General features: G+C 66.0%; 14 protein-coding genes, 1 tRNA gene and 1 pseudogene. 3 read left to right on the forward strand and 13 right to left on the reverse strand.

Annotated elements, in window-relative coordinates; translation table 11 throughout:
- Window positions 1–49 precede the first annotated feature (49 nt).
- The 7 genes and pseudogenes from ACLJPD_RS30570 to ACLJPD_RS30600 all read right to left on the reverse strand — a co-directional run bounded on the left by ACLJPD_RS30570 (window position 50) and on the right by ACLJPD_RS30600 (window position 6,656).
- Complete coding sequence (locus ACLJPD_RS30570; RefSeq protein WP_410876900.1) at window positions 50–745, reverse strand: ABC transporter ATP-binding protein; 696 nt, start codon at window positions 743–745, stop codon at window positions 50–52.
- 183 nt (window positions 746–928) lie between these two features.
- A pseudogene (locus ACLJPD_RS30575) lies at window positions 929–1,837 on the reverse strand (ABC transporter ATP-binding protein); the annotation flags it as partial.
- On the reverse strand, window positions 1,834–3,258 hold the full coding sequence (locus tag ACLJPD_RS30580) for an ABC transporter permease subunit (RefSeq protein ID WP_410876735.1): 1,425 nt from the start codon (window positions 3,256–3,258) through the stop codon (window positions 1,834–1,836). The gene ACLJPD_RS30580 and the pseudogene ACLJPD_RS30575, both read right to left, overlap by 4 nt.
- Complete coding sequence (locus ACLJPD_RS30585) at window positions 3,255–4,292, reverse strand: branched-chain amino acid ABC transporter permease (RefSeq protein ID WP_410876737.1); 1,038 nt, start codon at window positions 4,290–4,292, stop codon at window positions 3,255–3,257. The genes ACLJPD_RS30580 and ACLJPD_RS30585 overlap by 4 nt, the downstream gene beginning before the upstream one ends.
- A gap of 69 nt (window positions 4,293–4,361) precedes the next feature.
- A complete protein-coding gene (locus ACLJPD_RS30590; RefSeq protein ID WP_410876739.1) occupies window positions 4,362–5,519 on the reverse strand; it encodes a branched-chain amino acid ABC transporter substrate-binding protein in 1,158 nt (385 codons plus the stop codon).
- Window positions 5,520–5,791: 272 nt separating this feature from the next.
- Window positions 5,792–6,403 carry an ANTAR domain-containing response regulator gene (locus ACLJPD_RS30595; protein ID WP_410876741.1) on the reverse strand — a complete coding sequence of 204 codons (612 nt, stop codon included), beginning with the start codon at window positions 6,401–6,403 and terminating at the stop codon, window positions 5,792–5,794.
- Between the two features lie 166 nt (window positions 6,404–6,569).
- Window positions 6,570–6,656: transfer RNA gene (locus ACLJPD_RS30600), tRNA-Leu, on the reverse strand.
- A 112-nt stretch (window positions 6,657–6,768) separates the two neighbouring features.
- On the opposite strand from ACLJPD_RS30600, the gene ACLJPD_RS30605 reads away from it, so the two are divergent.
- The 3 genes from ACLJPD_RS30605 (at window position 6,769) to ACLJPD_RS30615 (ending at window position 8,626) form a co-directional block, all read left to right on the forward strand.
- Window positions 6,769–7,278, forward strand: coding sequence for a monooxygenase family protein (locus ACLJPD_RS30605; RefSeq protein ID WP_410876743.1), 510 nt, complete (start codon window positions 6,769–6,771; stop codon window positions 7,276–7,278).
- 185 nt (window positions 7,279–7,463) lie between these two features.
- Window positions 7,464–8,084 (forward strand): low molecular weight phosphatase family protein, encoded by a 621-nt coding sequence (locus ACLJPD_RS30610; RefSeq protein ID WP_410876745.1) that lies wholly within the window; start codon window positions 7,464–7,466, stop codon window positions 8,082–8,084.
- Between the two features lie 158 nt (window positions 8,085–8,242).
- The gene (locus tag ACLJPD_RS30615; RefSeq protein ID WP_410876747.1) at window positions 8,243–8,626 is read left to right on the forward strand and encodes a hypothetical protein; all 384 of its coding nucleotides are present in this window, start codon (window positions 8,243–8,245) and stop codon (window positions 8,624–8,626) included.
- Window positions 8,627–8,648: 22 nt separating this feature from the next.
- Here the strand turns inward: ACLJPD_RS30615 and ACLJPD_RS30620 are convergent, their stop codons facing one another.
- The 6 genes from ACLJPD_RS30620 to lgt form a co-directional block, all read right to left on the reverse strand.
- Window positions 8,649–9,545, reverse strand: a complete 897-nt coding sequence (locus tag ACLJPD_RS30620) for an acyl-CoA thioesterase (RefSeq protein WP_410876749.1) — start codon at window positions 9,543–9,545, stop codon at window positions 8,649–8,651.
- A 2-nt stretch (window positions 9,546–9,547) separates the two neighbouring features.
- Window positions 9,548–10,966 carry a pyruvate kinase gene (gene pyk, locus ACLJPD_RS30625; RefSeq protein WP_410876751.1) on the reverse strand — a complete coding sequence of 473 codons (1,419 nt, stop codon included), beginning with the start codon at window positions 10,964–10,966 and terminating at the stop codon, window positions 9,548–9,550.
- 145 nt (window positions 10,967–11,111) lie between these two features.
- Window positions 11,112–11,783: an amino acid ABC transporter permease gene (locus ACLJPD_RS30630; protein WP_410876753.1), complete on the reverse strand. Its 672-nt coding sequence runs from the start codon at window positions 11,781–11,783 to the stop codon at window positions 11,112–11,114.
- 3 nt (window positions 11,784–11,786) lie between these two features.
- A complete protein-coding gene (locus ACLJPD_RS30635) occupies window positions 11,787–12,539 on the reverse strand; it encodes an amino acid ABC transporter substrate-binding protein (protein ID WP_410876902.1) in 753 nt (250 codons plus the stop codon).
- 172 nt (window positions 12,540–12,711) lie between these two features.
- A complete protein-coding gene (locus ACLJPD_RS30640; RefSeq protein ID WP_410876755.1) occupies window positions 12,712–13,242 on the reverse strand; it encodes an NINE protein in 531 nt (176 codons plus the stop codon).
- 223 nt (window positions 13,243–13,465) lie between these two features.
- Window positions 13,466–14,602, reverse strand: coding sequence for a prolipoprotein diacylglyceryl transferase (gene lgt, locus ACLJPD_RS30645; RefSeq protein ID WP_410876757.1), 1,137 nt, complete (start codon window positions 14,600–14,602; stop codon window positions 13,466–13,468).
- Window positions 14,603–14,734 lie beyond the last annotated feature (132 nt).

Consider the following 14,734-nt stretch of genomic DNA (forward strand, 5'->3'; position numbering starts at 1 on the left):
CTTCGCTCGAACCGAGCGCAACGGGGAGCCGGACGGTGCCGAATGTAGGTCAGTCGACGCCCAGGTAGGCCGACATCACCGCGGGATCGGTCAGCAGAGCCGCACCGGGACCGGACTTGGTGACCTCGCCGGTTTCCAGGATGTAGGCGCGATCGCTGCGGGTGAGTGCCTGTTGGGCGTTCTGTTCCACGAGCAACACCGTGGTGCCCTGGCGGTTGATCTCGCTGATGATCCGGAAGATCTGCTGGATCACCATGGGCGCCAGGCCCATCGACGGTTCGTCGAGCAGCAGCAGCTTCGGGCGGGCCATGAGGGCGCGGCCGATGGCGAGCATCTGCTGTTCACCGCCCGACATCGTGCCGCCGATCTGCTTGCGGCGCTCGGCCAGGCGGGGGAACAGTTCGAAGACCCAGTCCAGGGTCTGCTGGTACTCGGACTTCTTCTCGAAAGGCCTGCCGTAGCACCCCATGTCGAGATTCTCCGCGACCGTCATGCCAGGGAATACCCCGCGGCCTTCGGGCGCCTGGATGAGCCCTTCGACCACCCGATCGTGCGCCTTCATGGTGGTGATGTCCTTGCCCTGGAACAGGATTCGGCCCGACGTGAGCGGCAGCAAGCCCGACATCGCCCGCATGGTGGTGGTCTTGCCCGCACCGTTGGCACCGAGCAGGGTCACCAGTTCACCCTCGGCGACCGAGAGCGAAATGCCGTGCAGCGCTTCGATCCGACCGTAGTTCACGACCATGTCGTGCACCTCGAGCAGCGGCGCCGCCGTCTCGACGACGGGTTCCTTGCGCGACTGCACCACCACAGCGTCGGTCACCGGCGTCGGGGTCGCCCCCTCCGCCGCGACGGCCGCCGATTCCTCGCGCACCTCCTCGATCGTGTCCGCGTCGGGCACGCCGAGGTAGGCCGCGATCACCGCCGGGTCCTCGCGCACCGCGGTGGGCAGGCCGTCGGCGATCTTGCGCCCGAATTCGAGCACGACGATCCGGTCGGTCACGCCCATCACCAGGCGCATGTCGTGCTCGATGAGCAGCACGGTGTAGCCGTCGTCGCGGATCTTGCGGATCAGGTCCATCAGCGCCGACTTCTCGCTGGGATTGAAACCGGCGGCCGGCTCGTCCAGGCACAGCAGTTTGGGCTCGGTGGCCAGCGCACGCGCGATCTCGAGCCTGCGCTGATCGCCGTAGGACAGGTTGCGAGCCTTCTCCACCGCACGCGGTGCGATGCCGACGAACTCCAGCAGGGCCATGCCGCGTTCGATGGCATCACGCTCTTCGCGCTTGAACTTCGGCGTGCGGAAAACCGCACCGGGGACCGAGGTGGTGTGTCGGGCGTCGGTGCCGACGACCACGTTCTCCAACGCGGTCATCTCACCGAACAGCCGCACGTTCTGGAACGTGCGCGCGATACCCATCCGGGTGATCTCGTTGCGCTTGGTCTTGGCCAGTGGCTGACCGTCGAAGTGCACGCTGCCCGACGCCGGCTTGTAGACGCCGGTGATCGCGTTGAAGCAGGTGGTCTTGCCCGCGCCGTTGGGGCCGATCAGGCCGAGGATCTCGCCGCGGCGGATCTCGAAACTCACCCCGTCGAGCGCGGTCAGACCGCCGAACTTGACGGTCAGACCGTCGGTGCGCAGCAGTGGTTCGCCGACGGCGGTCTCGATCGCGCGATGCGGCGCGACCACCTCGGCGACCGTCTCGGCGTCGGCGAGTTTCGGCATCACCGCGGTGACGTCGACCTCGCCGGTCGGCTCGACCTCGGGCGGTGGCTGGTAGCCGGCCTTCATGTCTTCGTTGTCGTACAGCGCGTCTCCCGCGCCCGGCCCCGTCATCGCCCTGCTCCGATCGATTCGGCCGCCGGCTTGCGCACGACCGCCTGGTACACCTGTCTGCCGTAGGCGAGCAGCTTCTGCCGCACCGGGAACAGACCCTGTGGCCGCAGAATCATCATCACCACGAGCGCGATGCCGAAGTAGAGGTACTTCAGGTCACCGAGGTTCTGGGCGCCGCCCGGACGGAACAGCAACACGCTGCCGAACAGCAGCAAGCCGAGGATCACCGCGACGATCGCCACACCGATCACCGCCCGCCGGACCCACGCGGCCAGCGAATCCTTCTTCCATCGCCACAGCAGCCACAGCCCGATCAACACCGCGATGTCGAGGCCGAGCAGCAGGTAGCCGGTCGACTCGCTCGACACCAGCTGCACCGACTGCAACCGCATCGGCAGGTACGCGATGAGGAACGCACCGACGATCACGCCGAGCTTGTTGCCCGAACCACCGAGCACGACCGCGCACAGGAACAGCATCGACAAGATGATGTCGAACTGTTTGGGGTTGACGTAGGTGACCTGACCGGCGTACATCGCGCCGGACAGTCCGCCGACCGAGGCACCGATCACGAACGCCCACAGCTTGAACTTGAAGGTCGGCACGCCCATGATCTCGGCGGCGTCCTCGTCTTCACGGATGGCGACCCAGGAGCGGCCGACCCGGCTGCGTTCGAGGTTGCCGATGATCAGCAGCACCACGATCACGAAGGCCATGCCGAGCCAGAACCACCAGGTGCCGTTGCTCGCCCGCTGGAAGGGATTCCAGCTGCTGGTGTCGCCGAGGTTGCCCGGGGAGAAGAAACCGCCGGGGTGCGCTTCGGACTCGCCGACCTCGGGGTAGGCGATCTTGGACAGCCCGAGGCTGCCGTTCGTCACGTCGCCCAGGTTGTCGGCCATCAGTCGGACGATCTCACCGAAGCCCAGCGTCACGATCGCGAGGTAGTCACCGCGCAGGCGCAGGGTCGGCGCGCCGAGGATCAGGCCGGCCAGCGCGGTCAGCGCGACCGCGATCGGCAGGCAGGCCACCCACGCCCAGCCGGGTTGCAGCCAGCCCCCGTCGGTCTGGTTCCACGGACTGTTCGGACTGGTGAGCAGGCCGACCGTATAGGCACCGACGGCGTAGAAGCCGACGTAACCGAGGTCGAGCAGACCGGCCTGGCCGACCACCACGTTCAGGCCGATGGCGATCAGCGCGTACATGGCGAACTGCGCCATCACACCGCCGAAGCTCACACCCGGAGTGTCGAGCAGCGGGGGCGGGAACAGCGGCATCAGCGCGAGCAAGGCGATGATCGGCACACCGACGGCCCACTGGGCCGGACGCGAGAGCCCGTCCCACCAGACCCGGATCGCGTCGCCGATGCCACGTCGATCCTGTTGCGCGACAGGCGCTTTCGGGGTTTTCGTCATGTCTGTCATGCGCGTGCCCTCCCCAGGCTCTCGCCGAGGATGCCGGTCGGCCGGAACATCAGCACGGTCACCAGCAGGACGAACGCCACCACGTCACGCCACTCGGTACCGAACAGGATCTGTCCGTACTGCTCGGCGATGCCGAGGATCAACCCGCCCAGCAACGCGCCACGTAGGTTGCCGATGCCACCGAGCACCGCGGCGCTGAACGCCTTGATACCGAGGATGAAACCGCCGGAGAAGATGATGCCGGTGGGAATGTAGAGCGTGTACAACATCGCGGCGGCGCCTGCCAGCAGCCCGCCGATGAGGAAGGTCAACACGATGACCCGCTCGCGCGAGACACCCATCAGCGTCGCGGTGTCGGGGTCCTGGGCGACCGCGCGGATGGCACGGCCGAATTTGGTTCTGTTGATGACGATCTCGGTGGTGACCGCGAGCACGATGGCCGCGGCGAAGATCACCAGCGCCACGTTGGTGACCTGCGCGCCGAGGAAGGTGAACTGCACCTTCGGCTCCACGAGCCGGATACCGGTCTGGGCATTGGAGCCACCGAGACCGGGCTTGATCTTGGGCAGAATGTAGTGGACGAACTCCTGGATCACGAACGACATACCGATCGCGGTGATCAGGAAGGCCAGCGGTTTCGCGCCACGTTTGCGCAGCGGACGATAGGCGACTCGTTCGAGGCCGACCGCCGCGATGCCCGAGACGAGCATGCCGAACAGCATCGCCAGGCCCAGATAGAGAACCGTCAGCATGACGCCCTGGGAGTACACGTTGCCGCTGGGCGCGAAGCCGAGCAGTTCCAGTCCCACGTAGGTGCCGAACATGCCGAGCATGAAGATCTCGGAGTGGGCGAAGTTGATCAGTCGCAGCACGCCGTAGACCAGCGTGTAGCCGACCGCGACCAGGGCATAGATCGAGCCGTAGGTGAGGCCGTCCACGGTCAATCGCCAGAACTGGTCGATCACCCCGGAGACGTTGAAATCGATGGACCCCTCGGCCAACAGGGTCACACCGAGCGAAGCCGCTGATGTCATGGTTACTCTCGCGTCAGGCGCGCGGTGCGCGTGGGATCACCACGCGCACCGCTGCACACGTCATCGGAACTACTTGACCTGGTACATCCAGATCTGGATGTTGGCCAGCTCGCCGGTCTCGCCCCACTTGTACTGGCGGGCGACACCGGTGCCGTTGTAGTTACGGACGTAGTCGACGAGCTCGGCGCGGGTGACCTTGCCGGAATCGATGCCCTTGAGCAGGATCGTGGTCAGGTCGTAGCCCTCGACGGAGTAGACGCCGGGTGCCTGGCCGTTGAGCGCCTTGTAATCGGCGGCGAACTTCTCCGGCGCGGGGCTGCACGGGCACGACAGCAGCGCGTCCTTGGACGAGGAACCGGCCTGACGGACGAACTCGGGATCGTTGGTGCCGTCGGCGGAAACGAAGGCCGCGGTCACGCCACCGGAACGCAGCTGCTGCACGAACGGTGCCGCCTCGGCGTAGTAACCGGCGTAGAAGATGGCGTCGGGCTTGGCCGCGGACAGCTTCGAGACCGCTGCCGAGAAGTCCTTGTCACCTTCCTTGACGCTCGTCCCGCAGGAGGCGTCGGCCGCGGGGCCCGCGGCGGTGATGAAGGCCTTCGCCAGACCGGCACCGTAGTCGGTGTTGTCCTGCACGACGCAGATCTTCTTGAAGCCCTTCTCGCCGGTCAGGTAGTTGGCCACGGCCGGACCCTGCGAGTCGTCGTTGCCGAGGCCACGGAAGAAGGTCTTCCAGCCGTTGGTGGTCAAGGTGGGGTTCGTGGCCGACGCCGTCAGCGTGGGCATGCCTGCCTCACTGAGGATCTGGCCGGTCGCCTTGGTCTCACCCGAGAAGGTCGGGCCGACAAGGGCCACGATGTTCGGGTCGGCGACGATCGTCGGGACCACCTGGCTGGCGATCTGCGGCTTGCCCTCGGTGTCGAACTGCTTCACCGAGACCTGACAGTCCGGGTTGGCCTTGTTGTGCTGGTCGAGCGCGAGCTTCACGCCCATGATGATGTTGATGCCGAGGGCGGCGTTACCGCCGGTCAGCGGGCCCGCCATGCCGAGGGTCACCGGCGCGCACTTGGCCTTGCCGTCGCCTGCGGGGTCCGCGGCCGCACCGGCGTCGGTCGTCGCGACGGCCTTGCCCTGGGTATCGAGCTGAACGACCGACTGGATGGAGAGATCGGTGTTGCCGCCACCGCCGCCATCCGACGACTTGTCACTGCATCCGGACAACACCAACGACGCGGCAGCTCCGATAACCAGAACTCCTCGCGTCGACCGACTGCGCCATGTCGAACTGAGCACGTCTCACCTCTATATCCTGTGCTCCCCGGGTTCACCGAGGGGGCCGACCACGTTCAGCCCGCAGAGAACATATCGCCGCTTTGTTAGATCCGCATCACATTCGCATCATGTCGGAGGTCGGTTGTCCAGCAATAGTTCACTTTATTGTTTCGCTTACGTAAACATTTTCTGCTTCCGGCCCGCGATACAGTGAGAGCGGAACCGAGTTACTGCGGAGTGAGGTTCTCCAGCACGACTTCGGCGACGGCCTTCATCGTCGTGCGACGATCCATCGCGGTGCGCTGAATCCATTTGAACGCCTGCGGTTCCGACAGACCCTGGGTCTGCATGAGCACGCCCTTGGCCCGCTCGACCAGTTTGCGCGTCTCCAACCGATCCGACAGATTCGCGACTTCGGTTTCCAGCGCGGTGATTTCGTGAAAACGACTCGCCGCGAGTTCGATCGCGGGGACCAGATCGGATTTGGTGAACGGCTTCACGAGATAGGCCATCGCGCCGGCATCCCGCGCGCGCTCGACCAGATCGCGCTGACTGAAGGCGGTCAGAATCACCACGGGCGCAACACGTTTCGACGCGATCTCGGCGGCGGCGTCGATGCCGTCACGGCGCGGCATCTTCACGTCCATGATGACCAGATCGGGGCGCAGCTCCTCGGCGAGCTCGACGGCCTGCTGCCCGTCACCCGCTTCGCCGACGACGTCGTAGCCCTCTTCCCTGAGCATCTCGACGAGGTCCATCCGGATCAAGGCCTCATCCTCGGCGACGACGACCCGCTTGGCCGCGGCCTCACGCGTGGCGCCGACTGCGTTCGTGCTCATAGGTTCGACCCCTCTGGATTGGAGATGCCTGTCGATCACACCACGACTGGCGATGTAAAGAGTACCTTTCGCTTCCGCGCCGAGAATGCGCCTGCGATGAGATCGCGCACACCCTGCGCCGGATACTCCCCCGCGGAGCGCGGCCGGTGCCGCGCTTCCGCCGTAGTGGTGCCGAGTGTGGGACTCGAACCCACACGTCCTTTCGGACAACGGTTTTTGAGACCGTCGCGTCTGCCAGTTCCGCCAACCCGGCGCACCGCGGTCACTATAGCGTCTCGGCGCGCCGGGAAGCGAACCGCCGGTCGAACCGAACGCCCGCGTGCCCCGTAGTACCGCGAAACGGCACCATGGAAGGGGCTGCGTTCATGCGCGTGCACAGGACTACGGTCGACCTCGATGACTACCCCGACCTGGTGATGATCCTGCTCGGTATGCGGGTGCGCACCCCGCGCGGCGTGCTGCGACTACTCGGCGTCGGCCCGAAGTTGTATCGCTCACACGCCGACCGGCCTGACGGATTACTGCGGCACGAGGACATCGTGTGGTCGATGTTCCCGCCGCATTGGGGTGCCAGGCAGTACTGGCGCGATCTGGATTCGCTCGAGCGCTGGACACGATCGGAACCGCACCGGCAGTGGTGGGGCGAATTCCTGCGCGATTCCGGCGGCACGGGTTTCTGGCACGAGGCCTACTTCCGTCGCGGTGGCATCGACGCGGTATACGACGACATGTCCACCGGCACGGGGCTGGCGGCGTTCGCGCCGGTCGTGCCCGCGCGCGGCCCGATGTTCTCCACCAGGGGCCGCGTACACGGCACCCCGCCCGCCGTGCCACCGGTTATTACCGAATCGAATTATTATGATCGGAAAGAGTGACGACCGACACATATCACTACGAGGTTTCTACACCATATCTCGCGGGTATCACGGTCACACACAACGGATTTGCGCATCGTGAATGATGTACGGCGTTCAACCGAAAGGTGAATAGGTAGTACCACGCTTGTGATGGTTACAATTCCGGCCTACTCCGTGACAATCGACCCGATTACGGTGTCGGTATGCACGTGCTCTTCGTCTGCAACTCCAATGTCTGTCGTTCGGTGATCGCCGAACGACTCACGCGGGCGTTCGCAGCAGCGCACGGTTTACCCAGCCTCACAGCCGAGAGCGCGGGCACCAGGGCTCTGGTCGGTTTTCCGCCCGAGCCACTGGCCGTGGAGACGATCCAGGGCCTCGGTGGCGACACCGAGGGTTTCAAGGCCCGAAAACTCAAGCCCGAGATGGTCGATCGCGCCGATCTGGTGTTGACGATGACCGATTCCCTCCGTGATCAGGTCGGCGAGCTGGCCTTCGGCGTCGCCCCACGCACCTTCACCCTCGCCGAGGCGCATCGCATCGCCAAGGTCACCGGCGCGAAATCCATTGCCGCACTACATCACGCGCGCAACAACCTGGCCTATGTGGGCCGGGAGAACATCGCCGATCCGATCGGCCTTTCGCCCGAGGCTTTTCTCGAGGTCGGCGATCGTATCGCCGAATTGCTGTTCCCCGTGCTGGGCGCGCTGGCACCGCACGAGCAGACGAAACTGTCCGGCGACGGCGATCGCCCCGGCCTGGTGATAGCGCCGGGTGGGCCCGGTCCGCTGTCGGCATTCCTGGCCGCGCAACGCAGGCGCTGAGCCGAACCTCGGTCCACCGACAGCTGTAGGGCTGTTCGCCACGGCGCGCAGGGATTACACTTCGGCGCGGACGTGGGTGTTACCCCTTTGCAGGTTCGACACACGACGGGACGACAGACTTGCCGAAACGCATTTCGGATGTTTCGCTCCATGTGTTTGTGACACCGGAGACCCTCGACCGCATCGTCGCCAGTGTCCGGACGGTCCTCGACGACCACGTACACGACCGTGATGTCTATGCCTGGCGGTTCACGCTGCCCGTCGATGCGAGCGATCCGGTCCATCACGACCTCGAATCACAGTGGCGCAGTTGCTGTCCCGGCGTCGATCCGAGCGCGGAGAGTACCTATGAGATCGCGCTGAGCCTGGTCGGCGAGTCGGCCGATCTCACCGAGGCCGACATCGCCGATCTCGAACACGGTCTCGCGCTGGCGGTCTACGGCGCGACACCACCGCAGCCCGCGTGCAGTGTGCCGTTCACCCTGCGCGCATATCAGCGCACCGACGTCGTCGCACCGGAACTCGACCGCGAACTGCGCTGAGCTGCTCGCCCGATCGCTGAGCTCAGCGAGCCGGGAAGTGCCGGATGACGCCTTCCTGCACGGTGGTGGCGATCAATTCGCCTGTGCGCGAATAGAACCGGCCCGTCGCCAGCCCCCGCGAGCCCGCCGCGACCGGTGACTCGGTGGCGTAGAGCACCCAGTCGTCGAACCGGAACGGGCGATGGAACCAGATCGAATGGTTCACCGTCGCCGCGAGAATCCGGTCCAGCCCCCAGGACAGACCGTGCGTGGTGATGATCGAATCGAGCACCGTGGTGTCGGAGGAGTAGCCGAGCGCGGCCACGTGCAGCAGTTGATCGTCCGGTAACCGGCCGTCGGTGCGCATCCAGACCCGGTTGTGGTTGAGCTTCTCACCGGTGCCCTTGAGGATCCACGACGGATCGTTGGTGTAGCGCATGTCGATCGGGTGCGGGGCCTTGATGAACATCTCCAGCTTGTCCTCGAAGCCGGCGAAGCTCTCCTCCACCCGGGGCAGGGTTTCGGGATCGGGCACGTCCGGGCCGTCGTGGGCGTGCTCGAGGCCCTTGCCGAAGTCCTGGAACGCGGCCAGCATGACGAACAGCTCCTGGCCGTCCTGGCTGGCGGTCACCGTCCGATTGGCCAGCGAGCGACCGTCGCGGTGGCGCTGCACGTGGTACTCGATCGGCTTCTTCACATCACCGCCGCGCACGAAGTGCGCATTGATCGCGTGCAGCGGCCGGTCGCCTGCCGTGCGTCCGGCGGCGACGATCGCCTGCGACACCAGCTGACCGCCGAAGGTGCGGCTCCACACCTTCTCCGGGTGCTTGCCCAGGAAGGTGTCCTCGCCGATCGACTCGAGATCGAGCAGATCGAGCAACACCCGCAGATCGGGTGTCGGCTCGCCCTGGGTGGTCTCGATGTCGATCGAACTGCTCACTATTAGTGGTCCTCTTCGCCGATGCGGTGCACGTGGATAAGGTTGGTGGAACCGACGGTACCCGGAGGGGAACCGGCGACGATGACCACCAGGTCACCTTTGCGATAACGCTCCAGCGACAAAAGCGCCTGATCCACCTGATGGATCATCGCGTCGGTGGTGTCCACCATGGGCACGATGAACGTCTCGGTGCCCCAGCTCAGCGTGAGCTGGCTGCGCACCTCCGGCATCGGGGTGAACGCCAGCAGCGGCAGCGGGGTGTGCAGACGCGCAAGGCGGCGCACGGTGTCACCGGACTGGGTGAACGCGACAAGGGCCTTGGCGTTGAGCCGCTCGCCGATATCGCGGGCGGCGTAGGAGATCACGCCACGCTTGGTGCGCGGCACGTGGGTCAGCGGTGGTACCCGCGAGGTTTCGGTCTCGACCGCGGTGACGATGCGGGCCATGGTGCGCACCGCGTCGATCGGCCAGGCGCCGACCGAGGTCTCCCCCGACAGCATCACCGCGTCGGCGCCGTCGAGTACCGCGTTGGCGACGTCGGAGGCTTCCGCGCGGGTGGGGCGGGAGTTCTCGATCATCGACTCGAGCATCTGGGTGGCGACGATGACCGGCTTGGCGTTCTCGCGCGCCATCTGGATCGCGCGCTTCTGCACCAGCGGCACCTGCTCCAGGGGCAGCTCCACACCGAGGTCACCGCGGGCGACCATCACCGCGTCGAAGGCCAGCACGATCGCCTCGAGGTTCTCGATCGCCTCCGGCTTCTCCAGCTTGGCGATCACCGGGACCCGGCGGCCGACACGGTCCATGATGTCGTGCACGAGTTCGATGTCCGACGGCGAGCGCACGAAGGACAGTGCGATGAAGTCGACGCCCAGTTCCAGGGCGAATTCGAGGTCGGCGATGTCCTTTTCGGACAGGGCGGGCACCGACACGTTCATGCCGGGCAGCGACAGACCCTTGTTGTTGCTCACCGGGCCACCCTCGGTGACCCGGCAGACGACGTCGTTGCCCTCCACGGATTCCACCGTGAGGCCGACCTTGCCGTCGTCGACGAGCAGCCGGTCACCGGCCTTGGCGTCCTTGGCGAGCTCTCGGTAGGTGGTCGAGACACGGTCGTGGGTGCCGTCGACCTCGTCGACGGTGATCCGCACCTGCTCACCGTTGGCCCACACGGTCTTGCCGTCGGTGAAGCGGCCGAGGCGGATCTTGGGGCCCTGGAGGTCGGCGAGGATGCCGACCGCGCGGCCGGTCTCGTCCGAGGCCGCGCGGACCATCTTGTAGTTGTCGGCGTGGTCGGCGTGGTCGCCGTGGCTGAAATTCAGCCGGGCCACATCCATGCCGCTTTCGACGAGCTCACGAATACGATCCTGGGTAGCAGTGGCCGGTCCCAGGGTGCACACAATCTTCGTCCGTCGCATCACGGCCCCCAGCCTAGTGCTTGTCCTCGTCCCCGCGAATTCGGCCGGTCGGCTGGTTTGCGGTCAGCTGTCGACCGGACCGGCGGTTTCGATGAGGCGGGGGCCGAGCGTTCCCGATGAGTTATCCATGTGTTCACGAAATCAGTTCTCACCGCACGGCGACGTGTCTGGAAAGTCTTGTTTCCAAGCGGGTTTGACCGAAGCCGAGGATCAGGCAGATCACCCAGTAGTAGACCGCCGCGACGCCGTAGAGGGCGAAGAAGTCGAAGGTGGGGGCGGCGGCCAGCTGGGCGGTGCGCAGCAGTTCGGTGACCAGAATGGTCGAGGCCAGGGACGTGTCCTTGACCAGAGAGATCAGGGTGTTCGACAGCGGGGGCACCGCGATCCGCGCGGCCTGCGGGAAAACGATGTGCCAGAGCGTCTGCACATAGGTCATGCCCAACGATTGCGCGGCCTCCCACTGCCCGTGCGCGACGCTCATGATCGACGAGCGCACCACCTCCGCGGCGTACCCGCCGACATTGAGGCTGAACGCGATCACCGCGGCGGGGAACGGATCGATGACGATCCCGAATTGCGGCAGCGCGTAGAAGACGATGAACAGCTGCACCAGCAGCGGGGTGCCGCGGATGATCGAGATGTAGAAGCGGGCGGGCGCCGACAGCACCCGCCGCGACGACATCCTGGCCAGCGCGACACCCACCGCGATGGCCAGGCCGATGACGAAGCTGACGGCCGTGAGCGGCAACGTCATCGTCACCGTGGCCTTCAGCATCGGCACCAGGTTGTGCCGGATCAGCTCCCAGGTAGCCGGATCCATCCGCTATTTGCTGACGTCGGTGCCGAAGTACTTCTCCGACAGCCGGGCCAGGGTGCCGTCGGCGCGCAGCTCTTCGAGGGCCTTGTCGACGTCGCTGATGAGGGCGGTGTCGCCGGAGCGGGCGGCGAAGGCCTGCTTGCTGGTCTCGCCGGTCTTGGCAGCGATCTTGATGCCGGCGTCACCGGTCTTCTTGGTGTACTCGCCGACGGCGAGGGTGTCGTTGACGGTGGCGTCGACCCGGCCTGCCTTCAGCAGCTGCACCGCCTGCACGAACCCTTCCACCGCTTCGACTTTCGCGCCGGCGCCCGAGGCGACCTTGCTCCAGTTGCTGGTGGCCGACTGCGCGGTGGTCTTGCCCGACAGGCTCGCCAGCGAGGTGATGGTGGTGTTGTCGGACTTGGTGACGATCACGCCCTCCGACGTCGTGTACGGCTGTGACAGCGCGTACTTCGCCGTGCGCTCGGGGTTCACGGTGACCTGGTTGGCGACCAGATCGAAGCGCTTGGACTCGAGTCCGGCGAAGATCGAATCCCACGGGGTCTGCACGAATTCCACCCGCTTGCCGAGCTTTTCGCCGACCGCCTCGGCGACCTCGACGTCGTAGCCGGTGAGCGTGCCGCCCTCCTGATAGCTGAACGGCGCGTAGGTGCCCTCGGTGCCCACCTTCAGCACGTTCGGGTCGGACGCGGACGAGCAGGCCGACAGGCCCGTCGCGGCGACGACAGCGAGTACGGCGGCGGCGATGAATTTGCGCACGGACATCCCTTTCTCCACTGCGCGTAGGGGGCACGCGCAGACCGAGCGACGCTACGGCGCCACCACAGACCGACACAGAGTATCGCTCACCGTGATCGCAATTACCGCCAGGGAAACGCGAAACGGGCACCCCGCGCGAGCAGAGCACCCGTTCATCCCCGAGTGACGACGATCAGTCGCGCAGCGGGCGACCCTGCGCGTCGGGCACCTTGCCGGTGAGCATCATGATGCCGTCGATCAGCGGCCAGATGGCGCCGATGCCACAGGTCAGCCAGGTGACCGCGATCTGAGCGATGCCGAGACCGGTGTAACCCAGGTAGAAACGGCCGACGCCGAAGCTGCCGAGGAAGATCTGCAGCAGACCGGCCATCAGCTTCTGCTTGTCCGAGAACGGCACGCCGTACATGTCCCGGCCATAGGGCGCTTCCGGGTCGTTCGGGTTGAAGCCCTGCGGCATGGCACCGTACGGCGCGGCACCGTAACCCGGCTGCGGCTGCTGCGCGTACGGATCCGACGGCTGACCGTACTGCGGCTGCGGCGCACCGTACTGCGGCTGGCCGTAGCCCGGCTGCTGCGGCTGCTGAGCGTACGGATCGGACGGCTGACCGTAGGCAGGCTGACCGTACTGCGGCTGCGAGCCGGAGTCGTGCGGCTTGTTCAGGTCAGGACCGTACTGTGGATTGGGGTTATAGGGGTCGGTCACTCATGTCCTCCATCATTCGTGCGGGTACCCGTCGTGGCCCCCGGCCAGTGGCGATCGGCCGAACGGCGGTGCGCCCGCGACGATCACCGGCCATTGTTGCCGGTACTGCCCACCGTTGTCTTGTCGGGTGCCGTCGATCGACCCTCGCCACACACACGAAATATCGCGACGGGCGCCCGCGATGTTGCCGGACGCCCGTCGATTTTCTGAGAACTGTCGTGGATCAGGACTTCTTCGCCGCTGATTCCGTCGGCTCGGAGGAGGCTTCGGCACCGCCGGTAACGGTGTCCTCGCCGGTCACGTCCGCGGGATCCTTCGTGTCGCCCGCATTCTCCGCGTCGGCATCCGACTTCGAATCACCTTGCACCGCAGCGGTATCCGTCTTCTTCACGGTGTCGACGGCCACGGTCTCGGAGTCCGAGGCAGCGGCGTTGTCGGCCGCACCGGCTGCACGCAACGCGGAGAACTGCCACGGCCACGGGCGGGGTGCGCTGTCGGGCTGCAACTGCGCGGGCGTCTCGCGGCCCTTGGTCGCCAACGCGAAGTAGGCCATGGCGCCGAGGAAGACGAGCGCGGCGGTGAACGAGTTGATCCTGATGCCGAGAATGTGGGTGGCTTCGTCGCTGCGCATCAGTTCGACGAAGAAGCGGCCGAAGCTGTACCCGGCGACGTACAGCGCGAACAGGCGCCCGTGGCCGATCTTGAAGCGCTTGTCCACCAGCACCAGCAGGACAACGATCAGCACGTTCCACACGAGCTCGTAGAGGAACGTCGGGTGCACCACCTCGAGCACCCGCCCGGTCGAGACCCCGTTCATCATGTCGCGCGCGCCGGTCTCCGCGTCGAACCGTTCGTAGATCTCCAGACCCCACGGCAGGTCGGTGGCGCGCCCGTAGAGCTCCTGATTGAAGTAGTTGCCGAGCCGGCCGATGGCCTGGGCCAGCAGCACCGCGGGCGCGACGGCGTCGCCGAGCGGCGGCAGCGGGATCTTGTACATCCGGCAGCCGATCCAGGCGCCGATGGCACCGAAGAACACCGCGCCCCAGATGCCGAGGCCGCCCTGCCAGATATACAGCGCCTCGACGGGGTGCTTGCCCGCGCCGAAGTACTTCTGCCAATCGGTGGCCACGTGATAGATCCGGCCGCCGATCAGGCCGAACGGCACGGCGAACATCGCGACATCGAGCACGGCGCCCGGCTGACCACCGCGCTCGCGCCACCGCCGTTCACCCCACCAGATGGCGACGACGATGCCGAGAATGATGAACAGTGCGTACGCCCGCAGCGGGAAGGGTCCGAGTTGCCAGACCCCCTGGGGCGGACTCGGAATATAGGCCAGGACTGAGTTCACGGGACCCACGGTAGTGGACGGGCTCAGCAGAGGGCTACGGCGACTCGGCTGCCTGTGGAACGTCGGATGACGGGTGCGGGTGTTCGGGAACCGGGGACAGACCTGGGTTCGGGTTGTCCTGTGTTTTTTGGCGCGCTGGCG

The organism is Nocardia sp. A7 (assembly GCF_046549215.1).
Classification (GTDB): Bacteria; Actinomycetota; Actinomycetes; order Mycobacteriales; family Mycobacteriaceae; genus Nocardia.